General features: G+C 71.4%; 17 protein-coding genes and 1 pseudogene. 10 read left to right on the forward strand and 8 right to left on the reverse strand.

Annotation, left to right across the window (positions count from 1 at the left end):
* Positions 1–43: 43 nt before the first annotated feature.
* A complete protein-coding gene (locus ACFXBC_RS18880; protein ID WP_385025086.1) occupies positions 44–1,495 on the reverse strand; it encodes an amidase in 1,452 nt (483 codons plus the stop codon).
* 128 nt (positions 1,496–1,623) lie between these two features.
* Between ACFXBC_RS18880 and ACFXBC_RS18885 the strand changes: the two genes are divergently transcribed.
* The 4 genes from ACFXBC_RS18885 (at position 1,624) to ACFXBC_RS18900 (ending at position 7,112) form a co-directional block, all read left to right on the forward strand.
* The gene (locus ACFXBC_RS18885; protein WP_385025089.1) at positions 1,624–2,250 is read left to right on the forward strand and encodes a TetR/AcrR family transcriptional regulator; all 627 of its coding nucleotides are present in this window, start codon (positions 1,624–1,626) and stop codon (positions 2,248–2,250) included.
* Between the two features lie 140 nt (positions 2,251–2,390).
* Positions 2,391–4,196: a thiamine pyrophosphate-dependent enzyme gene (locus tag ACFXBC_RS18890; protein WP_385025092.1), complete on the forward strand. Its 1,806-nt coding sequence runs from the start codon at positions 2,391–2,393 to the stop codon at positions 4,194–4,196.
* 400 nt (positions 4,197–4,596) lie between these two features.
* On the forward strand, positions 4,597–5,511 hold the full coding sequence (locus ACFXBC_RS18895; RefSeq protein WP_385025095.1) for a diiron oxygenase: 915 nt from the start codon (positions 4,597–4,599) through the stop codon (positions 5,509–5,511).
* Positions 5,512–5,534: 23 nt separating this feature from the next.
* A complete protein-coding gene (locus ACFXBC_RS18900; RefSeq protein WP_385025098.1) occupies positions 5,535–7,112 on the forward strand; it encodes an FAD-dependent oxidoreductase in 1,578 nt (525 codons plus the stop codon).
* Positions 7,113–7,216: 104 nt separating this feature from the next.
* Here ACFXBC_RS18900 and ACFXBC_RS18905 read toward each other — a convergent pair whose 3' ends face one another.
* Together ACFXBC_RS18905 and ACFXBC_RS18910 are read right to left on the reverse strand one after the other, a co-directional pair.
* Positions 7,217–8,140: a D-isomer specific 2-hydroxyacid dehydrogenase family protein gene (locus tag ACFXBC_RS18905; protein WP_385025101.1), complete on the reverse strand. Its 924-nt coding sequence runs from the start codon at positions 8,138–8,140 to the stop codon at positions 7,217–7,219.
* Between the two features lie 46 nt (positions 8,141–8,186).
* Complete coding sequence (locus tag ACFXBC_RS18910) at positions 8,187–8,930, reverse strand: IclR family transcriptional regulator (protein WP_385025104.1); 744 nt, start codon at positions 8,928–8,930, stop codon at positions 8,187–8,189.
* Positions 8,931–9,094: 164 nt separating this feature from the next.
* On the opposite strand from ACFXBC_RS18910, the gene ACFXBC_RS18915 reads away from it, so the two are divergent.
* Both ACFXBC_RS18915 and ACFXBC_RS18920 read left to right on the forward strand, forming a co-directional pair.
* Positions 9,095–10,204, forward strand: a complete 1,110-nt coding sequence (locus ACFXBC_RS18915; protein ID WP_385025107.1) for an MFS transporter — start codon at positions 9,095–9,097, stop codon at positions 10,202–10,204.
* On the forward strand, positions 10,201–10,470 hold the full coding sequence (locus tag ACFXBC_RS18920; protein ID WP_385025110.1) for a hypothetical protein: 270 nt from the start codon (positions 10,201–10,203) through the stop codon (positions 10,468–10,470). Before ACFXBC_RS18915 ends, ACFXBC_RS18920 begins: the two co-directional genes overlap by 4 nt.
* A gap of 90 nt (positions 10,471–10,560) precedes the next feature.
* Here the strand turns inward: ACFXBC_RS18920 and ACFXBC_RS18925 are convergent, their stop codons facing one another.
* From ACFXBC_RS18925 to ACFXBC_RS18945, 5 genes are all read right to left on the reverse strand, one after another.
* Complete coding sequence (locus tag ACFXBC_RS18925; protein ID WP_385025113.1) at positions 10,561–11,283, reverse strand: FadR/GntR family transcriptional regulator; 723 nt, start codon at positions 11,281–11,283, stop codon at positions 10,561–10,563.
* Between the two features lie 38 nt (positions 11,284–11,321).
* On the reverse strand, positions 11,322–11,942 hold the full coding sequence (locus ACFXBC_RS18930; protein ID WP_385025134.1) for a bifunctional 4-hydroxy-2-oxoglutarate aldolase/2-dehydro-3-deoxy-phosphogluconate aldolase: 621 nt from the start codon (positions 11,940–11,942) through the stop codon (positions 11,322–11,324).
* A 76-nt stretch (positions 11,943–12,018) separates the two neighbouring features.
* Positions 12,019–12,969: a sugar kinase gene (locus ACFXBC_RS18935; protein WP_385025116.1), complete on the reverse strand. Its 951-nt coding sequence runs from the start codon at positions 12,967–12,969 to the stop codon at positions 12,019–12,021.
* The gene (locus ACFXBC_RS18940; RefSeq protein ID WP_385025119.1) at positions 12,966–13,982 is read right to left on the reverse strand and encodes a dihydrodipicolinate synthase family protein; all 1,017 of its coding nucleotides are present in this window, start codon (positions 13,980–13,982) and stop codon (positions 12,966–12,968) included. The genes ACFXBC_RS18935 and ACFXBC_RS18940 overlap by 4 nt, the downstream gene beginning before the upstream one ends.
* Positions 13,983–13,995: 13 nt before the next feature.
* Positions 13,996–15,714 carry an IlvD/Edd family dehydratase gene (locus ACFXBC_RS18945; protein WP_385025122.1) on the reverse strand — a complete coding sequence of 573 codons (1,719 nt, stop codon included), beginning with the start codon at positions 15,712–15,714 and terminating at the stop codon, positions 13,996–13,998.
* A gap of 217 nt (positions 15,715–15,931) precedes the next feature.
* On the opposite strand from ACFXBC_RS18945, the gene ACFXBC_RS18950 reads away from it, so the two are divergent.
* From ACFXBC_RS18950 to nrfD, 4 genes and pseudogenes are all read left to right on the forward strand, one after another.
* Positions 15,932–17,257, forward strand: coding sequence for an MFS transporter (locus tag ACFXBC_RS18950; protein WP_385025125.1), 1,326 nt, complete (start codon positions 15,932–15,934; stop codon positions 17,255–17,257).
* 123 nt (positions 17,258–17,380) lie between these two features.
* Positions 17,381–20,653: a formate dehydrogenase gene (gene fdh / locus ACFXBC_RS18955; RefSeq protein WP_385025128.1), complete on the forward strand. Its 3,273-nt coding sequence runs from the start codon at positions 17,381–17,383 to the stop codon at positions 20,651–20,653.
* The gene (locus ACFXBC_RS18960; RefSeq protein WP_385025131.1) at positions 20,650–21,636 is read left to right on the forward strand and encodes a 4Fe-4S dicluster domain-containing protein; all 987 of its coding nucleotides are present in this window, start codon (positions 20,650–20,652) and stop codon (positions 21,634–21,636) included. The genes fdh and ACFXBC_RS18960 overlap by 4 nt, the downstream gene beginning before the upstream one ends.
* Positions 21,633–22,643: pseudogene (gene nrfD / locus ACFXBC_RS18965) on the forward strand (NrfD/PsrC family molybdoenzyme membrane anchor subunit); the annotation flags it as partial. The gene ACFXBC_RS18960 and the pseudogene nrfD, both read left to right, overlap by 4 nt.
* Positions 22,644–23,250 lie beyond the last annotated feature (607 nt).

Below are 23,250 nucleotides of genomic sequence, written 5' to 3' on the forward strand. Positions count from 1 at the left end.
GTGCATGGCCCAGCCCATGGCCTCCCGGATCCAGAAATACTCCTCAGTGGCCGGTGTGGTTCCCTGCCCACACCGTGGGGATCCGGCCCGCCCAGGGGCTTGCCTGTTCGAGTTGTCCGGCGAGGCGGAAGAGGCGGCCTTCGAGCCCGTACCCGGCGGCGAACTGCATGCCGACCGGGAGTCCCGTCTCCGCGTCGGCCGTCACCGGCACCGACATGGCGGGCGCGCCCGCCACATTGAACGCCGCGGTGAACGGCGAAAGATCCAGGAGGTGCCGAAGCCAGCCGAGGCCGTCCAGTGCCTCCGCGCCCTCCGCATGAGTGCCCAGGAGCAGGGGAAGCTCCGGCACGGTCGGGGTGAGCAATATGTCGTGGGTGCCGAAGTACCCGGCCAGGCTTCGGGCGATCCGGTTGCGGATCTCAAGAGCGGTGACGAACTGGGCGCCGGTGACCCGCTGCCCGTAGTGGTAGCTGGCCAGGATGGGCGGCTCCAGGGTCGAGGAGTCGATGGGCCGGCCGAAGGCGGCGGCCAGCTCGTCGACCGAGGCCGTGAGATTCGCCGTCCACTGACGGGCGCTGGCCAGGACGAACTCCTCCCAGTCGACCCCGAGGCCGACCTCGGCCTCCTCCACCTGGTGGCCGAGGGATTCGAGCAGACGCACGGTGCGGGAGAGCGCGTCGGCCACCGGCCTGGTCGTGCGACGCCCACCCCATGCCTGGGTGAGGACACCGATCCGTAGCGAGCCCGGGGGGCGGGTGACTTCCTCCGCGTACGGCCGGGACGGCTCCTGGGCGAAGTACGGGTCACCCGGTTCCGGACCGCGGATCTGGTCGAGCAGGACCGCGCTGTCGCGTACGGTGCGGCTGACACTGCCGTGTACGACCAGGCCGTTGAAGAGCTCGTCGAAGTAGGGGCCCACGGAGACCCGGCCACGGGTGGGCTTCAATCCGAACAGGCCGTTATGGGCGGCGGGGACGCGGATCGAACCGGCGGCGTCGGTGGCGTGCGCGATCGGGACCACGCCGGCCGCGACAGCCGCACCGGCGCCCCCGCTGGATCCGCCCGCGCTGCGCGCCGGGTCCCACGGGTTGCGGGTCGCGCCGTACAGCACTGGTTCCGTCGTGTTGCTGTAGGCCATCTCCGGTGTCGCGGTACGCCCGAACGTCACGAGCCCGGCGCGACGCAAGCGCCGCATCAGGGAGGAGTCGGCGCCGGAGACATTGCCGGCCGTGAGACGGCTGCCCAGCTCCATCCGCTTCCCGGCCATGGCGACCGCGATGTCCTTGATCAGGAAAGGGACGCCGGCCAGCGGTGCGCTGCCGGGACTGGGCTCGTCGTCGGCCGGCCATGTCTCCACGATGGCGTTGATCTGCGGATTGACCGCCTGCGTGGCCTCCCGTGCGGCTGCTTCCAGTTCGGCGGGGGTCACCTCGCCGCCGGCCACCAGCTCCGCGAGCCCGACCGCGTCGAAGCCCACGTACTCAGTGATTCTCACTGCCACTCCCATCGGAAAACGGTACCTTTGAGTCCCATACGATACCCATCGGTATCGTGCGGCACTGGCTGGTACCGTAACAGCAGAGATCGGTGACCCCACAACGGACCGGAAGTCACGGAGTAGTCATGGCAGCAAGCGCCGGCAGACCGAGCAGGGTGGCCAAACTTCCGCCTCGTGAGCGCATCCTCGACGCCGCGGAAGAGCTCTTCCAGAGCGAGGGGATCCGGCGGGTGGGTGTGCAGACGATCGCCGAGCGGGCCGAGACCACCAAAATGGCGATCTACCGGCACTTCGACACCAAGGACGCGCTGGTCGCGGAGTGGCTCCGGATCGTCGCCGCCGACTACCAGGCGGCCTTCGACCGGGTCGAGGCCGAGCATCCCGGCCGGCCCGAGGAGCAGATCCTTGGCCTGGCCCGCTTCATCGCCGAGGGATTGCCGGCGATTTCGCACCGGGGGTGCCCGTTCATCAACTCCATCGCCGAACTGCCCGACCGCTCCCATCCCGCACGGCAAGTGATCGAGAAGCACAAGGCTCATCAGACCCGCAGGCTGGTCGGCATGTGCACCGAGGCCGGGCTGAGCGATCCCGGGCAGGCCGCGGCAGCGATCACCTTCGTACTGGAAGGCGCGCAGGTCAGCACGCACAACGGAAGCATCGATCAGGCAGGGGGCCGCCTGATGGGAATCGTCGAGGGAATCCTGGCCCACTACCGTTCCCCCCTCGGCGCATCCCGGACATCCGCGGGCTGACCGCCCCGCGCCCGTGCCCCCGACGCGGGCCGCGGCCCGAACGGGCGCTCTGCAGGTGCGGCCACCGCCTGCCTGGCCGACCGTGAGCAGGAGAGCGCCCCGCCGCAGCGGTGTGCCGGGCGACAACGGAAGGGCTCGTCGTGGCGCAGGCGAAAGCAGAGAAGACCACGTCCGATCTGATCGTCGAGCGGCTGCTTGCCTGGGGTGTCGATACCTGCTTCGGCATCTGCGGTGACCAGGTCAACGGGTTCTTCGAGGCGCTGCGCACACACCCCGAGATGACGTTCGTGCATGTGCGCCATGAGGAGAACGCGGCTCTCGCCTGTGTCGGCTACGCGAAGTTCACCGGCCGGCCGGCCGCGTGTGTGGCGACCGCGGGGCCGGGTGCGCTCCACCTCCTGAACGGCCTGTACGACGCACGCATCGACGGGGCCGCGGTCATCGCGATCACCGGCCTCTCGTACCACGACACGGTCGGCGCCCACTTCCTGCAGGATGTGCCGTCGGACCGGCTCTTCGAGCAGGCGTGCATGTACTCGGAGCGCGTGATGGGTCCGGCCCATGCGGTCACCGCCACCGACCTGGCGGTACGCAGCGCCCTGATGAACCGCACGCCGTCACATCTGGCGATCCCCATCGACGTGCAGTCCTGGACCCTGGACCAGGACACCCCCTCGGACAAGAACGTGCCCGGCCACACCTCCCTGGCTCCGCAGACGTTCGAGGTGATGCCACCGCAGGAGCAGATCATCGCCGCAGCCGGGGTCCTCAACTCCTGCCGCCGGGTGGCGATCTGTGCCGGTGCCGGTGCCCGTGGCGCCGGCGAGGTGCTGGAGCGGGTCGCCGACGTACTGGGGGCGCCGATCGTCAAGGCCGGTCTGGGCAAGGACTGTGTGCCGGACGACAGCCCCTTCACCACCGGCGGCATGGGCCTGATCGGCACCCGTGCCTCGCACCAGGCCTTCGAGGAGTGCGACGGGTTCCTGATCGTCGGATCCTCCACCCCCTACTACGACTTCTGGCCCCAGCCCGGCCAGGCCCGGGGCGTGCAGATCGATCTGAACGCCGACCGGATCGGCATGCGCTACCCCGTCGAGACCGGCCTGGTCGGCCACGCCGGGAAGGTCCTGGAGGCCCTGCTCCCCCATCTGGAGCGCAAGGACGACCGGGCGTTCCTGGAACGCTCCCAGGAGAGCTACCGGGCCTGGTGGGACCTGATCGGCGAGCAGGCCGCCTCATCGGGCACCCCGATGCGTCCGCAGGTGGTCACCTGGGAGCTGTCCAAAGCCCTGCCCGACGGCGCGATCGTCACCGGTGACGCGGGCAGCGTCACCGCCTGGGGCGGCCGGCTGCGGCTGCGCAAGGGGATGAACTACTCCTTCTCCGGCACCCTGTGCACCATGGGCGCGGCCCTCCCCTATGCCATCGGGGCCCAGTTCGCGTACCCTGACCGCCCGGTGATCGCCTTCACCGGGGACGGGTCGCTCTCGATGGGCCTGGGCGAGCTGGCCACCCTCGCCCAGTACGACCTGCCCATCAAGGTCGTCGTGCTCCACAACAACTCCCTCGCCCTTGAGGTGTGGGAGCAGACCGCCCTGCTCGGCAACCCGCAGTACGGCTGTGAACTGCATCCCATCGACTTCCAGGGCGTGGCCCTCGCCTGCGGCCTGCGGGCGTTCCGTATCGAGGAGCCCGCCCAGGCAGCGGAGGTGTTCGCCGAGGCGATGGCCCACGACGGTCCGTGCCTGATCGAGGCGGTCACCGACCCCTACGAAGCACCCTTCGGCGAAAGCCTCAAGCCCGCCCACGCACAGCACATCGCCGAGGCGTTCGGCAAGGGCGAGAAGGCGGCCGGTCCGATGGCGCGCAATCTCCTCCAGGACGACCGCGTCGCCATGTCCCCCGCTCTCCAGCAGCACCGGTCCGCGCTCAGCAGATATCTGTAGGCGGACGGGGCCACCGCGCCGTCACGCCCGTGCCGGCAGGGGCGTGTACCGGTCCCGCCCCTGGGCATACCTGCTCCAGCTGGGCACTGAGTGCGATCAGCACCGTGCCTCCCTTCGGCCGGTCAGCCGCACGCCCTGCCGCGTGCCCGCCGCACGCCAGGTCAGTACCGACCGGTCGGTACGCAGAAGAGTCCGGGAGCAGTCCCTGCGGACGCCGGGAGTTCACCTCCGGATCAACCGACTTCCGGCGGAAACACCGCAGTTACCAAGGGGTAGGCAGTCGACGACTCTTGTTATATGGTCCGTCAACAAGCGATGCTGTTACTAGTGGTAATGGCAGCAGGCAGCAGGCAGCAGTGGATGAGGCACTTCACGCACTCGACCGACGAGGAGCCCCCGCATGACCCTCAGCATCCCGCGGCCCGGGACCGACGATGCCGCCCCCGGGGACAGCATCGCGCGGCGCCTTCTCGACTCCTCCGCACAGCTCTCGTACGACCCGCTCACCGAGGTGGACTGGGAAACCCCGCTCGACGAGGACTTCCACGGCGCGAGCCCGGAGTGGAGCACCCTGTACGGGACGGAGTACTGGAACGAGCTGACCGACGCGCAGCGCAAGGCGCTGACGCGGCAGGAGGCGGCGTCGGTGGCCAGCACCGGGATCTGGTTCGAGATGATCCTGCAGCAGATGGTGCTCCGGGACATCTACACCAAGGACCCGACGGACGACACCTTCCAGTGGGCGCTCACGGAGATAGCCGACGAGTGCCGTCACTCGATCATGTTCGCCCGGGGTGCGAAGAAACTGCGGGCCCCGGCGTACCGCCCGCACCGCCTCGCGGTCGAACTCGGCAGGTTCTTCAAGACGGTCGCGTTCGGTGAGGCGGCGTACGCGGCCATCCTGGTCGCCGAGGAGGTACTCGACGTCATGCAGCGCGACTGGATGCGCGACGAGCGGGTCGTGCCGTTCGTCCGCACCATCAACAACATCCATGTCGTCGAGGAATCCCGGCACATGAAGTTCGCCCGCGACGAGACGCGCAAGCGCCTCGCCCGCGCCGGACGGGTGCGCCGCGAGATCCACTCGCTCCTGATCGCGGTGGCGTCCTACGTCATCGTCACCAGCATGGTGAACCGGAAGGTCTACGCGAACGCCGGTCTCGACGAGGAGCGTGGCATCCGTGAGGCGAAGGCGAACGAGCACCACAAGTCGATGATGCGGTCGAGCTGTTCGGGCCTGATGGAGTTCCTGACTTCGGCGGGGCTGCTCACCAGGCCCGCACTCTTCTTCTACAAGCGCGCCCACCTGATCTGACGACCTTCAGCCGAGCGGACGACATGGCCTACGCGATCACCCAGACCTGCTGCGCCGACGCCACCTGTGTGGCCGTCTGCCCGGTCAACTGCATCCACCCCACGCCCGACGAGCGGGCCTTCGGCAGCACGGAGATGCTGTACATCGACCCGAAGACCTGCATCGACTGCGGTGCCTGCGTCGATGCCTGCCCCGTGGACGCCGTCCTGCCGGTGGACAGTCTGACCAACGGGCAGCAGGAGTACGCCGACATCAACGCGGCCTACTTCGAACGACCCGGGACACGGCCGGCGCAGGAGGCTGAGACAGCGGAGGCCCCCGGGGCGTCCGGCTTCGGGCCGAACTTCCACGCCTGGGGCCGGCCGTCCTTCGAGCGAGTCCTGCCGGCGGACTTCCGGCCGCTGCGGGTGGCGATCGTCGGCACCGGGCCGGCCGGCATGTACGCCGCAGAGGATCTGCTGCTGCACACCCGGGCCGAGGTGACACTCGTCGACCGGCTTCCGGTGGCCGGCGGACTCATCCGCTACGGGGTGGCTCCCGACCACCCGGCGACCAAGAAGATCGGCGACACCTTCGCCCGCTTCCACACCCACCCGCGTGTGCGACTGCACCTCGGCGTCGATGTGGGTGAGGACGTCACCGCCGTGGAACTCGCCGCGCACCACGACGCGGTGATCTACGCCGTGGGCGCCGCCACCGACCGGCGGCTCGGCATCCCCGGCGAGGACCGGACGGGCAGCCTCTCCGCGACCACGGTCGTCGCCTGGTACAACGCGCATCCGGAGGTCGCACCGGACGCCGTCGCCCTCTCCGCCGAACGTGTCGTGGTGGTCGGCAACGGCAACGTCGCGCTCGATGTCGCACGGATCCTGGCATCCGACCCCGGGTCGCTGGCCGGTACCGGCATCGCCGGGCACGCGCTGGCCGAGTTGCGCCGCAGCAAGGTGCGCGAGGTCGTACTGCTCGGGCGCCGCGGCCCCGGGGACGCCGCCTACACCCGCTCCGAACTGCTCGCGCTCAAGCACCTTCCCGGAGTGGACCTGGTCGTGGACGCCCACGACGAGCGGATCGGGGCCGTGATCGACGCGGCCGGGCCCGGGGACAAGGCCGCGGTGCTCCAGGGCGTGGCGAGGGAGCCCGTCGACTGGTCCCGGCCACCGGACCCGGCAGGGCGCCGCCGTATCGTCCTCCGTTTCCACTCCGCGCCGGTGGAGATGCGCGGGGACGGGAGCCTTCGCGCGGTGCGTGTGACCGACGGCCGCGACCATGGCGACGGCGACGGGGGCGGGGGCGGCGAGACGGAGATACCGGCCGGGCTGGCGCTGCGGGCCATCGGGTACCACGGAGTGCCCCAGGCGGAGCTGCCGTTCGACGAGACCACCGGAACCGTTCCCCACGAGGGCGGCCGGGTTCCCGGCAGACCGGGGACGTATGTCGTGGGCTGGATCAAACGCGGGCCTTCGGGAGGCATCGGCGCGAACCGCACCTGCGCGGCCGAGACGGTCGGCACCCTCCTGGCGGACGCGGTCGCCGGCACACTGCCCACACCGGAGGGCGGAGCGCGGGCGTTCCGCCGTCTGGTACGGCGTCGGCGCCGCTGAGGCTGTGCCCTGCCGCAGAAGTCCGCAGCCGGCCGACGCCGATGGGGTGGGCGCGGTCCGCCTGCACTCTGGGCCCCAGGATCGGCCCCGGACCCAGCCCGGTCTCAGAAGCCCCGCACCGGGGTGACGGTGCCCGCCAGCGGGCGGCCGGCTGCGAACCCGGCGACGTTGGCCTCGACCCGTTCGGCGAGCCCACGCCAGTACGAGGAGCGCGGGTTGGCGCAGTGCGGCGTGATCAGCGCGTTCTCCAGCCCCCACAGCTCATGTCCGGCGGGCAGCGGTTCGGGGTCGGTGACATCCAGTGCCGCTCCCCCGATCGTGCCGTTCTTCAGCGCGTCCACCAGATCAGCGGTGACGACCAGACCGCCTCTGGCGACATTGACCAGCCAGGCGTCCTGACGCATCAGGGCGAACTCCGCCGCCCCGAACATACCGCGGGTGTCGGGGGTCGCGGGCGCCGCACCCACCACGAAGTCCGCATCGGGCAGCACCTCCCGGAAGGCGGCACGCGGCACAGTACGCTCCGCGCCCGGGACCTCGCCGCGGTCGGAGACCGCCAGGATCCGGCAGCCGAACGGCTCCAGCAGCCGGATCAGTGAGCGGCCTATGCCGCCGCAGCCGACGACGGCGACGGCCGAACCGGCGAACTCCCGGGTGAGGTTGGCGCTCCACTCGCGGGACCGCGCCAGCCGGTGCAGCCCGCGCGCCGCCGCCAGCATCAGCGCGAGGGCGTGTTCCGCGACGGCCTCCCCGTACGAACCGGTGGCCGCGGTGAAGACCGGCTGCGCGCGGATCACTCCCGCGTCCGCCCAGCGCTCCACCCCCGCATGCGGCAACTGCACCCAGCGGATGCGTTCATGGAGCATTCCGTCCAGCTCGGCCGGGTCGTCGCTGCCGAAGTAGACGATGGCCTCGGCCTCCGCCAGGGGTACGGGCCGCCCGCCCCCGGCCCGTACCGCTTCGAGCAGTACGGGCACCGGCTCGGGGCCTACATGGACGGCGGGCGCTGCGCAGGTGGGCGCGGTCATCGTGGATCCTCCGGGAGTCGCGATCGGGGTATGCGGAAGGGGAGCGTCAGGGCAGGAACCCGAGATCCGCCGAGACCAGCCGGGCGCACCGGCGCACCTCGGGCAGCAGGCCGTGCAGTTCCGCACGGTCGGCCTGGGCGCGCAGCGCGGTGAGCGAGACGGCGGCCGTCACCTCGCCGTGGGCGTTGCGCACCGGGACGGCGACACAGTGCACGAACTCCTCGAACTCCCCGTCGTCCACGGCCCAGCCGCGTTCCAGGACCGCCGCCAGTTCGTCGTCGAGGGCGGCCCGGGTGGTGAGTGTGGTGGCGGTGTGGAGGGTGAATTCCCAGCCGTCGAGGAGCTGTTGGGTGTGGGCGGGCGGAAGGTGCGCGAGGATCGCCTTGCTCACGCCCGCCGTGTGGAGCGGTACGGCCCGGCCGATCCTGGCGTAGAGGCGGACCGGGCCGGGCGGCGAGACGCTGTCGATGTAGACGATCGAGTCGTCGCGGAGCGCGGCCAGATGCACGGTGTGGCCGGTGTGTTCCTGGAGCGCCGCGAGATGCGGCCGGGCGGTGTCGCGCAGCCCGAACTGACCGGACGAGCGGGCGGCGAGCGAGGCGAGCCGGGCGCCCGCGCCCCACCGGCCGTCGGGCAGGCGCCGGGCGAGGCCGCCGGCGTGCAGGGTCTGGAGCAGACGCAGGGCCGTGGTGCGGTGGACGCCGAGGCGTTCGGAGATGTCCGCGAGGGTGCGCGGGGACGCACTGGTGAACTCCACTATCTCCATGGCGCGTTGCACGGTCTGCGACATCCCCGGCCCCTTGTCTTCCGTCTGCCATCGGTCAGCCGTCGGCCTCCATGAGCACCCCGGCCGTTGACACGGGCGGCCCACACCCGCACCATTAGGCCGATCATAGCACCATTGGAATCCGGTGTGCATATGTCGCACACCGGCAGCCCGGACGGAGGGGGCCGATGAACCCCGATCAGGACAGCGCGGTCGGCAGGGACGACGGCGGCCTGGAGCACGACACGATGAGCCGGGTGACCAGGAGGCTGATGCCCCTGATCGTCATCTGCTACCTCGTCGCCTACATCGACCGTTCCAATCTGTCGGTCGCGGCCCTCACGATGAACCGGGCCATCGGGCTGACCGCGGCTCAGTTCGGGCTCGGCGCCAGTCTGTTCTTCGCCACCTATGTCGTCTTCGAGGTACCCAGCAATGTGCTGCTCGCCAGACTCGGCGCGCGCCGCTGGATCGCCCGCATCATGATCTCGTGGGGCGTCGTCTCCGGCTGTATGGCCCTGGTCGGGGGTGCGCAGTCCTTCTATCTCGTACGGCTGTTCCTCGGCGCCGCCGAGGCGGGCTTCACGCCGGGCATCATCTGGTACCTCGCCCGCTGGTTCCCCGTCAGCCACCGGGGCCGGGCGATGGGCCGCTTCTACGTGGGCGCCGCGCTCGCCACGGTCATCGGCTCCCCGCTCAGCGGTCTGGTCATGAAGATGGACGGCGTGCTCTCCACGCCGGGCTGGAAGTGGCTGTTCGTGGTCGAGGCGGTGCCCGCCGTACTGCTCGGGTTCATCGTCCTGAAGTCACTGACCGACACCCCGCAGGACGCCGCCTGGCTGCCCGAGCGCAACCGGCGCTGGCTCACCGACCGGCTCGACCAGGAGCGCGCCGAGGTCGCGGGGCGGCGCTCGGTCTCCGTACGCGAGGCGCTCACCAGTCCCGGGGTGCTGCTGCTCGCCCTCTTCTTCTTCCTCTACTCGTTCGACAGCATCGGTCTGACCCTGTGGATGCCGCAGGTGATCCAGGGCGGTTTCGGTGACCCGAGCGACTTCGTGACGACCCTGCTCACCGCGGTCCCCTATGCGCTGGCCGTGGTCGCCATGGTGGTCGTCGCACGCTCCGTCGACCGGCGCGGGAAGCACGCGCTGCACATGGCGGTGCCGATGGCCGTCTCGGGTGTGCTGCTCGTCGCGAGTGTGGCGGCGGGTCCGGGAGTGGCCGGCTTCTCGCGCTCTCCACCGGGGCGGCGTGGGCCGCGGTTCCCGCGCTCTGGGGCAGCGCGACGGCCTTCATGACCGGCGTCGCGGCGGCGGCCGGGGTCGCCTTCATCAATGCCTTCGCGAATGTCGCGGGGCTCGCGGTCACCCCGCTGATCGGTGTCGTCAAGGACGCCACCGGGTCCTTCGACGCGCCGCTGCTCGTGATCGCCGGCGCGATGCTGCTGGGTGCGGTGGTGGCGGTCGTGGCCGGCCGCTTCACCACGCCGGGCCGGCTGGCCGCCGAGACGTCGGAGGCCACCGGCGCCGATGCGGCGCCGGTGGCCGTGCGGTCCGAGGGCTGAGCCGCCGTAGGGCTGAGCCGCCGTAGGGCCCGGGCGCCGACCCGTCGTGCGGCCCGGGGCCGGACCGCCGTGCGTCCCGGAGCTGAGCCGTCAGCCGCCCAAGGCACAGGCCGAGCCGCCCTCCAGGAGCTGCTCGACCTCGCTGCGGGCGGCTTCCACGACCGCACTCACCGCACGGGCGGCATCCGCTGCGCGGCCCTCGGCGATGGCGTCGGCGACCTCCTGGTGGCGGCGGACCGTGTCCGTCTCCACCTGATCGGGCATCAGCAGCAGCTCCCGCCGCGCCACGAGCAGCTCTTCGGTCACCTCGGAGAGCTGGGCGAACATCCCATTGCCCGACGCGGTGAGCAGCGCCCGGTGGAACGCCGCGTCGGCCGCGATGAAGCCCCGGCTGTCCCCCGCGCGGGCCGCGCCGGCCATCGCCTGCGCATGCGCGCTCAGGGCGCGGCGTTCCCCGTCACCCGCGCCCGTCGCGGCGAGCGCGGCCGCCGACGGTTCCACCGCGGCCCGCAGCTCGGCCAGTTCGCGCAGCTGGGTCTCCCGGCGCGGGGAGGCCAGCCGCCAGCGGATGACCTGGGGGTCGTACAGATTCCAGTCGGTGACGGGCCGTACGGTGATGCCGACGCGGGGACGGCTGGTGACGACCCGCTTCGACTCCAGGACCCGTACGGCCTCCCGGGCCACGGTGCGGGAGACGCCGTACCGCTCCTGTACGTCCTCCAGGCGCAGCACCTCGCCCGCACGGATCTCCTCCGCCGCGAGCGACTGGCCGATCCGGTCGACCACCTGGCCGTGCAGGCCTTGAAGCTCCACGTCGTTCCCCGTCTGCCGATGTGTCCGGTCCGGTGTGGTCAGCGGGCTGCCGCGAGGCGGCCCAGGAGGGCGGCGATCCGCTCCCCCGCCGCCTGTGGCCCGCCCGATGTCAGTGCCGAGCCCATACCGCAGGCGACGGCACCGGCCGCGATCCACTCCGGTGCGTTCTCGATTGTCACACCTCCCGTGGGAATTACGGGCGCCTGGGGCAGCGCGGCCCGTACATCGCGCAGCCAGGACGGCTCCACCGCCGATGCGGGGAAGAGCTTCAGGGCGTCGGCGCCCTCCTCCAGGGCCCGCACCATTTCGGTCGGGGTGGTCACGCCGGGGAGGACGGGGACGCCGTAGCGGTGTCCGGTACGGATGACCTCCGGGTGGAGGCTGGGCGAGACCAGGAAGCGGGCGCCCGCCTCGACGGCCGCCCGCGCCGCGGCCGCGTCGAGCACGGTGCCCGCTCCGATCAGGGCGCCGGGGCGCCGTCCGGTCAGCCGGGCCACCGCGCTCAGCACGCCCGGCGTCGTGAGGGCGACCTCCACCGCGTGCAGCCCGGCGTCGAGTACGGCGTCGGCGGCGGCGACCGCCTCATCGGGGCCGGCGGTGCGGACGATGCCGAAGACGCGCTGAGCCGTGACGGCCCGGACGGTCTCCCAGCGGTACATGTGGTCCATGGTGTGTTGCTCCTGGGAAGAAGAGACGACTGACGAGAGGGGTACGGAACGGTCCTGGGAACGACGGTCAGCGGTGGACGGCCTCGGCGCCGCCGGAGAACGCGGCGAGCGCCCGGTCAAGACCCGTCCGGCCGGGCAGCCCGTCGGTGTCTGTGACGCACTGCACGACGAGCGCCGCCACGGCGGCAGCCGTCCGCAGACACACGTCGTACGGCTCGGAGCGCAGCACCCCGGAGAGGAACCCGGCGGCGAACGCGTCCCCCGCGCCCACCGGGTCGGTCACCGGGACCCGGAAGGCCGGCTGCTCCCACGCCCCGTCCGCCGTACGGCAGGAGGCCGACTTGTCGCGGTGCTTGACCACCACGGTCCGCACCCCGGCCGCCAGCAGCCGCTCCGGGCCCGTCCCGCCGAGCACCTCCAGCTCGTCCTCGCCGGCGAGGACCAGGTCTGCCCGGTCCAGGAGCGGCCCGACGACCTCGCGCCACCGCTGCGGACTGCCGAGTTTCAGCCGTACGTTCGGATCGAAGGAGACCGTGGCCCCCGCCTCGTGCGCCAGCTCGAAGAGCCGGAGCGTGGCGAGGTGTGCGGAGTCCGAGAGCATCGGGGTGATGCCGGTGAGGTGGACGATGCCCGCGCCGCCCAGCATCTCCCGGGTCAGCCCTTCGGGCCCGAGGAGCGAAGCGGCGGAGCCCGCCCGGTGGTACTGCACGTCGATCGCCCTCGCCGGGTGGCTGTCGCGCAGCAGCAGCCCGGTGGGCGCGCCGGGGTCAGTCCCGGCGTACGAGGTGTCGATGCCGTCGGCCCGCAGCTGGGCCAGTACCGCCCGCCCGGCCGGATCGTCGCCGACCCGGCCGAGCCAGCGCACCGGGTGGCCGAGCCTGGCCAGACCGGCCGCGACATTGGACTCCGCGCCCGCGACCGAACGCCGGAAGGCGGTGGCCCGCTCCAGCGGGATGCCGGGCTCGGCGACCATCAGCAGCATCGCCTCCCCGCAGGTGACGACCCCGGTCCCGTTCATCGTGCCAACTCCGGTATCAGAGAGGAGAATTCCGCGCAGAAGCGGTCGATCATGCGCAGTTCCTCCTGGTCGAGGCGGTGCCCGGGAGCCCGGCAGTGCGCCGAGCCGAACCAGCCGCGGCGCACCGAGATCTCCTTCTCCGCGGCGACGATCAGCTCCACGTTCTGCATCCAGTACGAGAGAAAGGGCGTCATCCGGGTGTGCAGGGCGGCACATCCGTCCTCGTCGCCGGCCTCCCAGCGGCGCCACAGCTCGACGTACAGCTCGGTGAAGGAGCAGCCGGGCTGCACTCCGACCGCGCCGCGCCGCAGTGCGTCCGGCAGTTGGAGACCCGCGTAGCCGACGAGCGCGGGCAGCGGCCGCTCACCCGCCGCGAGGGCCGCGATGAAGCGGCCGGGTGGCGCGGACTCGACCTTCACCCAGCGCAGGTTGGCGTGCTCGGCCGCGAGCCGGTGCAGGGTCGGGGCGTCCAGAGCGGTCCCGGTCTGCGCGGGGGCGTACTGCAGGACGACCGGCAGCGGATCGACCGCGGCGAGCACCGCCCGTACATGGGCCAGTACGGCTTCGCGTGAAGGGCCGAGGAAATGCGGTGGCAGCAGATTGAGCGCGTCGGCGCCGCGCCCGGCGGCGGACTCGGCCTGGGCGACCGCATGCCGGGTCGCATGGTCGGGCACCGACACGATGGCGGCGACGCCGGGCTCGTCCCGGGTGCGGCCGAGCAGCAGCCCGGTGAGCAACTCCCTCTCAGCGCCGTCCAGTTTGTGGAACTCTCCGGCGAATCCGGGGAACATCACCGAGCTGACCCCGGTGGCCAGCACCCGGTCGACCACGGTCGTGAAGCCTTCCGGGTCCAGCTCGCCGTTGTCGTGGAAGGGCACTTCGAGCACGGGCGAGACACCGCGCACCAGGGCCTCTGCGTTCTTGGGCGTGCCCGTCCTTGGCGTACCAGTCCTGGCTGCGCCGGCCCTGGCCTTGTCGGCCGTGGACGTACCGGCCTCGGGTGTGTCGGTCATGGCGAACAGCTCCTCAGAAGGCGTGGCGCGGCGGGGCGGAGTCGGTGGAGCCGACCAGGAAGTCCAGGTCGACACCGGTGTCCGCCTGGGTCACATGCTGGGTGTAGAGGTAGGTCCAGCCGCGTTCGGCGGGCGGTTCGGGCGCTGTCCACCCGTCCCTGCGCCGCTCCAGCTCGGCATCGTCCACCAGGACGTCGAGACGGCGGCCCGGGACGTCGAGACGGACCCGGTCCCCGGTGCGTACGAGGGCGAGCGGGCCGCCCACGGCCGCCTCGGGTGCCACATGCAGCACACAGGCACCGAATGCGGTCCCCGACATCCGGGCGTCGGAGATCCGGACCATGTCCCGCACACCCGCGTCGAGCAGCTTCTTCGGCAGGGCGAGATTGCCCACCTCCGGCATCCCGGGGTAGCCCCGGGGGCCGGTGTTCCGTACGACGAGCACCGTGTCGGCCGTGACATCGAGGTCCGGGTCCTCGACGACCTCCAGATAGGCGTCGAGCGAGTCGAAGACCAGGGCCGGACCGGTATGGCTGAGCAGCCGCGGGTCAGCCGCGGACTGCTTGACGACGGCGCCGTCCGGGGCGAGATTGCCGTGCAGCACGGCCGTACCACTGCCCGCGGGCAGCACCGGGTCAGCGAAGGGCCGGATGACCTCGCGGTCGTACACCTCGGCACCCGCGCAGTTCTCCAGGAGCGAGCGGCCGGTCACCGTGACGGTGTCGGGGTGGAGGTGTTCGCGCAGCTGGTTGATGAGGGCGGGCAGCCCGCCCGCGTAGGCGAACTCCTCCATCAGGAAGCGGCCGGACGGCATCAGATCGATCAGCAGCGGGAGTTCGGCGCCCAGCCGGTCGAAGTCGCCGAGGGTGAGCGGCACGCCCAGGCGTCCCGCGATGGCGAGCAGATGCACCACCGCGTTGGTGGAACCGCCGATGGCCGCGTTGACGCGGACGGCGTTCTCGAAGGCCGCACGCGTCATGATCCGCTGCGGGGTGAGGCCGCTGGTCGCCAGCTCCACGGCGCGGGCTCCGGTCTCCTCGGCGAGCGTGCCGCGCCGGGCGTCGACCGCGGGCAGGCCCGAGCCGCCGGGGACCATCATGCCCAGGGCCTCGGTCAGACAGGCCATGGTGGACGCGGTGCCCATGGTCATGCAGTGGCCGGCCGAGCGGTTCAGCGATGACTCGAATTCGGTGAACTCCTCCTGGGTGATGGTCCCGGCCCGCAGCTCCTCCGTCATCCGCCAGATATCGGTGCCGGAGCCCACGGCTCGGCCCTGGAAGCGGCCGTTGAGCATCGGGCCGCCGGTGAAGACCATCGCGGGCACGCCCGCGCTGGCCGCCCCCATCAGGGCGGCGGGGGTCGTCTTGTCGCAGCCGGTGAGCAGGACGACGGCATCGATGGGGTTGGCCCGTATCTGCTCCTCTATCTCCATCGCGGCCAGATTGCGGTAGAGCATGGAGGTCGGGCGCAGGAACGGCTCGCCGAGCGACATCGCAGGGAATTCGAGCGGAAAGCCCCCGGCCTGGAGCACCCCGCGCTTCACCGCCTCCGCGATGAGCTGGAGATGGCCGTTGCAGGGCGTCAGCTCGGAGAAGGTGTTGCAGATGCCGATGACCGGGCGGCCGTCGAAATTGTGGCCGCCGCGCCCCATGGCCCGCAGATGATGGCGGGCGATGAAGCCGTTCTTGCCGCCGTCCCCGAACCAGGCGGCGCTGCGTAGCTGCGGTGCCATGTGGTGGTCCTTTCAGTGTGGTGAGCCTGTGCTGGGCCATATGCCGGTGCTGTGTCGTGATCCGTGCTGGGCCGTGATCCGTGCGGTGGGCAGCGGCTGTGACCTAGTCGTGTCCCGCCGCCCCTTAATGGTGCTATCAAATCACGATACGGTCCAGGCGTGTCCGGAGGACGCGTCGGAAGGGTCGATGATGACCAGCGCACCCAGGAGGAAAGCCATGGAGACCACGACGGAACGCACCACGATGAAGGCGGTGACCTGGCGGCTGATGCCGTTCCTGGTCCTGCTCTATCTGGTCGCCTATGTGGACCGCTCGAACATCGGCTTCGCCAAGCTGACCCTCCAGAGCGAACTGGGCCTGTCCAACGCCGCGTTCACCCTCGGCCAGGTGTGTTTCTTCGTCGCCTACGCGATCTTCGAGGTGCCCAGCAACATCTTCCTCGAACGGTTCGGGGCCCGCCGCTGGTTCGCCCGCATCCTGATCAGCTGGGGCCTGGTCACCGCCCTCACCGCGCTGGTCAGCAGCGGCTGGCAGTTCTACACCGCCCGCTTTCTGCTGGGCGCGGCCGAGGCCGGCTTCTATCCGGGGGTCCTCTACTTCCTGACCAAGTGGTATCCGTACCGCTACCGCGCCCGGATGACGGGCTGGTTCATGATGTCCACCCCGCTCGCCTTCATCATCGGGAACCCGCTGATGGGCGCGCTCGGCGGTCTCGATGGCGTGCTCGGCCTCAAGGGCTGGCAGTGGATCTTCGTCGCGACCGGTGTGCCCGCGGTGCTCCTCGGCTTCGTGACCCTGCGCGTCCTGCCCGGCGGCCCCGAGGAGACCGGCTGGCTCAGGACCGGCCAGAAGGAGTGGATCGCCACCGAACTGGCTGCCGAGAGCACCGCGCTGGACGGGGCCCACGAGTCCCCGCTGCGGACCCTCCGGGACAGGCGCGTGGTCCTGATGTCCCTGTACTACCTGTGCTTCCCGCTCGGTGCCTACGGGCTGAGCTTCTGGCTGCCGACGATCGTGGACGGTTTCGGCGGTCTGTCCGGGACCGCCGTAGGTTTCGTCACCGCGGTCCCGTACGTCTTCGTGGCCATCGGCCTGTACGCCGTGCCCAAGCTCGCCGACCGCAGCGGCTCCCGCTACCCGTGGATCGCCGGGACCGCCGCCGTCGGCGCCCTCGGCCTCGCGGGCTCCGCGCTGGTCCCCTCCGGCGCCCATGTGCTCCAGATGGCCTTCATCAGCCTCGCGGCGATGTGCATCTTCGCCGGTCAGCCGGTGCTCTGGTCCCTGCCGTCACGGTTTCTGACCGGGGTGCAGGCCGCCTCCGGCATCGCCATGATCAACGCCGTCGGCAACCTCGGCGGCGGCTTCGGCCCGATGGGCATCGGCGTGATCGTGGACCGCACCGGGTCCGCGGTCGCCGGACTGTGGTTCCTGGTCGCCGCGATGGCGGTGGCCGCGGTGGCCACGTACGGGATCAGGCGGCTGATCGAGAACGGCCGGGTCGTCGCACACACCCCGGGCGCAACGGTGGACAGCGACGCGTAGCCGGTCCCCCCGAGCCGGGGGAACGGCCCCGTTCCCGTCCCCCCGCTCCCACCGGTCCGCGTTGCCGAACCGGATCCGTCAGGTGAGGCTGATGACGGGAACCGAGAGCCGCAGGAGGCAACGATGGGGATCCGCAGGCTGGTCCGGGACTGGCCCGTCTACCGGCAGCTCACCGGCTCCGACCCGCTCGGCCGGGGCAGCGCAGCCGCCTCTCCCCGTACCGCCGGCCTCCGGGCCCGAACCGAGACCGCGGACCGTGTCGTCAAGTCGGTCTGTCCCTACTGCGCGGTCGGCTGCGGCCAGCAGGTGTACGTCACGGACGACGCCGTCGTGCAGATCGAGGGCGACCCCGAATCCCCCGTCAGCCGGGGCCGGCTGTGCCCCAAGGGCTCGGCGACCCTCCAGCTCACCACGGGTGACGCCCGCCGCCACGAAGTCCTGTACCGCCGTCCGTACGCCACCGAGTGGGAGCGGCTGGACCTGGAGACGGCCATGGACATGGTCGCGGAGCGGGTGGTGGAGACCCGGCGCCGCACCTGGGAGTGGGAGTTCGACGGACTGCGGACCGCACGGACACTGGGGATCGCGAGTCTCGGGGGCGCCACCCTCGACAACGAGGAGAACTACCTCATCAAGAAGCTGCTGACCGGTCTGGGCGTCGTGCAGGTGGAGAACCAGGCGCGCGTCTGCCACAGCTCCACCGTGGCGGGGCTCGGGACGTCGTTCGGGCGGGGCGGCGCCACCACCTTCATGCAGGACCTCCAGCACGCCGACTGCATCGTCATCCAGGGCTCGAACTACGCCGAGGCCCACCCGGTGGGCTTCCAGTGGGTGATGGAGGCCAAGGCGCGCGGCGCGAAGGTGATCCATGTGGACCCGCGGTTCACCCGGACGAGCGCCCTCGCCGATCTGCATGTCCCCATCCGCGCGGGCAGCGACATCGCCTTCCTCGGCGCCGTCATCAACCACGTACTGACCGAGGAGAAGGACTTCCGCGAGTACGTCCTCTCGTACACCAACGCGGCCACGCTGGTCAGCGAGGACTTCCGGGACACCGAGGACCTGGACGGCGTCTTCTCCGGCCTGGACGAGGAGGCCCACCGCTACACACCCGCGAGCTGGCAGTACGAGGGCGCGCAGGTGCAGGCCCCGGCCGGCGACCCCGACCAGCAGTACGCGGCGCGGGAGGAGCGCCCCGACACCGGCCGGCGGCTCGGCGAGGCGGGCGGGTCGGAGGCGCACGGCTCGGGCGGCGCGCAGACCCGCGCGAGCGCTCCCCGTGACGAGACGCTCCAGCACCCCCGGTGCGTCTACCAGGTGCTGAAGCGCCACTACGCCCGTTACACACCCGAACTGGTCGAGCAGACCTGCGGTGTCCCCCGCGAGACGTTCCTTGAGGTCTGCGAGGCCCTCACATCGAACTCGGGACGCGACCGCACCAGCGCCTTCTGCTACGCGGTCGGCTGGACCCAGCACACCGTGGGCTCGCAGTACATCCGCGCGGCCAGTGTCCTCCAGCTCCTCCTCGGCAACATCGGCCGGCCGGGCGGTGGCATCCAGGCGCTGCGCGGGCACGCCTCCATCCAGGGGTCGAGCGACATCCCCACCCTCTTCAACCTGCTGCCGGGCTATCTGCCCATGCCGCACGCACACGCCCACGAGAACCTGGACGCCTTCGTCGACGCGACCAGGACCGACAAGGGCTTCTGGGGCGACATGCGGGCCTACTTCGTCAGCCTCCTCAAGGCGTACTACGGGGAAGCGGCCACCGCCGACAACGACTTCTGCTTCGGCCACCTGCCGCGGCTCACCGGCTCCCACGCCACGTACGACACCGTGCTCGCGCAGCTGGAGGGGGTCTGCAAGGGCTACTTCCTGATGGGCGAGAACCCGGCCGTCGGATCGGCCAACACACGTCTCCAGCGGCTCGGGATGGCCAATCTGGAGTGGCTCGTGGTGCGGGACTTCTCGCTGATCGAGTCGGCGACCTGGTGGAAGGACGGCCCCGAGACCGAGACCGGGGAACTCCGCACGGAGGACATCGCCACGGAGGTGTTCTTCTTCCCCGCCGCGGCGCACACCGAGAAGTCCGGTTCGTTCACCAACACCAACCGCTGGGTGCAGTGGCACCACGCCGCCGTGGAACCCGGCGGCGACGCACGCAGCGACCTGTGGTTCACGTACCACCTCGGACGGCGCATCAAGGAACGGCTCGCGGGGTCGGCCGACCCGGCGGACCGGCCCGTCCAGGACCTCACCTGGGACTACCCCGTCGAGGGTGATCTCGCCGAGCCCTCCGCCGAAGCCGTGCTGGCCGAGATCAACGGACACGCGGCCGACGGCTCCCCGCTGAGCGCCTACACCCAGCTCAGGGACGACGGTTCCACCCGGTGCGGCTGCTGGATCTACTGCGGGGTCCGGGCCGGCGGCGTCAACCAGGCGGCCCGCAGGAAGCCCCACACCGAGCAGGACTGGGTGGCCGCCGAGTGGGCCTGGGCATGGCCGGCGAACCGGCGCATCCTCTACAACCGCGCGTCGGCCGCCCCCGACGGGACGCCCTGGAGCGAGCGGAAGGCCTATGTGTGGTGGGACGAGGCCCGGCGCTCCTGGACCGGTCACGACGTCCCGGACTTCATCGCCGACCGGGCGCCCGGCCATGTGCCGCCGGACGGGGCGACCGGCCCGGACGCGCTGCGCGGTGACGACCCGTTCATCATGCAGGCGGACGGCAAGGGGTGGCTCTACGCCCCCGCGGGCCTGGAGGACGGCCCGATGCCGACCCACTACGAGCCCCAGGACTCGCCCTTCCCGAACGCACTCCATCCGAACGTTCCCAGATCGCCCGTGCGCCGTCTGATGCCGCACGAGGGCAACCGCTACCACCCGAGCGGCGACGAGCCGGGCGCCCGGGTGTATCCGTACGTGGTGACGACCCACCGCCTCACGGAGCACTTCACGGCGGGTGGTATGAGCCGCTGGTCGCCCTATCTCGCTGAGCTGCAACCGGAGTTCTTCTGCGAGGTCTCCCCCGAACTGGCCGCCGAGCGAGGGCTGCGGAACGGCGGCTGGGCCACCATCATCACCGCCCGCAACGCCGTGGAGGCGCGGGTGCTGGTGACGCGTCGGATCAGGCCCCTCACCGTCCACGGCCGCACGGTCCACCAGATCGGGCTGCCCTTCCACTGGGGCCCGAACGGGGTGGCCACCGGGGACGCCGCCAACGAACTCGTCGCGATGTCGCTCGACCCGAACGCCCACATCCAGGAGGACAAGGCCCTGACCGCCGACATCATCGAGGGCCGCAGACCACGCGGGCCCGCGCTGCCGAAGCTGGTGGAGGAGTACCGGGTCAGGGCGGGCATCACGGACCGCACCGGAACGGAGACCGTCAAGTGACCGAGGTGACCGGCCAGTCACGCCATCTGCTCAGCGGCCCCGAGCCGGACCCGGCCCGGGACGCGGGGCACGACGACGCACCGCCCCGCGTCGGGTTCTTCACCGACACCTCCGTGTGCATCGGCTGCAAGGCCTGCGAGGTGGCGTGCAAGGAGTGGAACGCGATTCCCGAGGACGGCATCGCGCTGTCCGGGATGAGCTACGACAACACCCTCGGGCTCGGGGCGTCCACCTGGCGCCATGTCGCCTTCATCGAGCAGCCGGTGCCGTCGCCCGAAGGACGCACCGAACTGCCCCTGCTCGGCACGGAGACTCCCCCCGCGGCGGCTCAACGCGGAGCGGAACAGCCCGCTCCGGGAGACGGGGTGCGCTGGCTGATGTCGTCGGACGTCTGCAAGCACTGCACCCACGCCGCCTGTCTGGACGTCTGCCCGACCGGTTCCCTCTTCCGCACGGAGTTCGGCACGGTCGTCGTCCAGGAGGACATCTGCAACGGCTGCGGTTACTGCGTACCCGCCTGTCCGTACGGCGTGATCGAGCAACGCCCCACCGACGGACGGGCGTTCAAGTGCACGATGTGCTACGACCGGCTCGGCGCCGGGCAGGAGCCCGCCTGCGCCAAGGCCTGCCCGACGGAATCCATCCAGTTCGGGCCGCTCGACGAGCTGCGGGAGCGGGCGGCACTGCGCGTCGGCCAGCTGCACGAGGCGGGCGTGACCGACGCCCGGCTCTACGGCGACGACCCCGGGGACGGAGTCGGCGGTGACGGGGCGTTCTTCCTCCTGCTCGACGAACCCGAGGTGTACGGGCTTCCGCCGGCGCCCGTCGTCACCACCCGCGATCTGCCCGCCATGTGGAAGCACGCCGCGACCGCCGCACTCTCCCTCGCCGGCGGTGTGGCCGTGTCGTTCGCTGCCGCGGCGGCGGCCGGCAGAAAGGCCGTGCCGTTCGCGGCGACGGCCGGAAGGAAGGCCCGCCGATGAACGGCTCCGACGTGACCAGGGACGGCACCCACGGGGAGCGCCCCGGCCGCACCGCGTCCCCGCGCGGTCTCCAGCCGGACGGCGGGCGCCGTGGCGGCCGCAGGCGGCGGGGCGAGGAACTCATGGTGCCGCGCGCCGAGTTCGACTCGTACTACGGGCGGCCGGTCATCAAGGCGCCGTCCTGGTCGGCGACGGACATCGCCGGGTACTTCTTCTTCGGCGGTCTCGCGGGTGCTGGGTCGGTGATGGCGGCCGCGGCCCAGGCGACAGGCCGCACCACCATGACGAGGGCCATGAAGCTCTCCTCCGTCGGAGCGCTCTCGCTCTCCACCGCCGCGCTCATCCACGACCTCGGCAGGCCCGGCCGTTTCCACCACATGCTGCGCGTGTTCAAGCCGACCTCCCCGATGAGCGTCGGCTCCTGGCTGCTCGCCGGATACGGCTCCTGCGCGGGCGCGGCCGCCGCGACTTCGGTGACCAGGAGACTGCCGGCCGCGGGTGCGGCGGCGACGGGCGGCGCCGCGCTCCTGGGGCCTGCCGTGGCCGCCTACACGGCGGTGCTCGCGGCGGACACCGCCGTACCCGCGTGGCACGGCGCCCACCGTGAACTGCCCTACGTCTTCGTGGCATCGGCGACGGCGGCCGCATCGGGCATGGCCCTCGCGGTGTCGCCGGTCCATGAGACGGCTCCCGCCCGGTGTGCGGCCGTCCTGGCGGCGGTCGCCGATGTGACCTCGATGAGACTGGCGGAGCGCCGGCTCGGCATGGTCGCCGAGACCTACCGCACCGGCCGCGCGGGCACCCTGCTGCGGGCCGCGCGCGGCCTCACCGTCGGCGGGGCGGCCTGCGCCGCGCTCATCGGGCACCGGAGCCGCCCCGCCGCACTGGGCGCGGGTGCGCTGCTGCTCGCGGGCTCGGCCTGCACCCGGTTCGGCGTCTTCGCCGCCGGTATCGCCTCTGCCGAGGACCCCGCGTACACGGTGGTACCTCAGCGCGAAAGGCTGCGCCAGGAAGAAGCAGCCGGGAAAGGAGCCAGGATGCGGACCGACAAGCTCGGGATCTATCTGAACGATCACCTCATGGGTGCCTCGGCGGGCACCCGGCTCGCCCGGCGTATCGCCGACCAGCACCGCCGCTCGGTTCGGGGCCCGGAGCTGCGGCGCATCGCCGAGGAGATCGCCGAGGACCGCGAGAGCCTGCTCGCACTCATGGGCGCACTCGGCGTGCCCGCCCGTCGCTACAAGATCTACGGCGGCCGGGCCGCCGAGCTGCTGGGACGCCTCAAACCGAACGGTGCCGTGTACCGCCGCTCGGGGCTGAGCACCCTCATCGAGCTGGAGACCCTGCGGCTGGGCGTCGAGGGGAAGTCGCTGGTCTGGCGCACGCTGCTCGCGATGGCTCCGCAGGACAGCCGACTGGACACGGACCGGCTGAACACGCTCCTCGGCCGGGCACAGCGGCAGATCGACGCGCTGGAGACGATGCGGCGCTCGGCGGCCGGGAGCATCTTCGGCGGCGAAGGAGCCAACGGCCAGGGATGACTGGGCGTCAACCTCTGCATTCTGAAAGGTCGTTGGTGTACTGCACCCGCCGCCGTGCACCGGGTCAGGGGCC

Source organism: Streptomyces sp. NPDC059398, assembly GCF_042751845.1.
GTDB lineage: Bacteria > Actinomycetota > Actinomycetes > Streptomycetales > Streptomycetaceae > Streptomyces.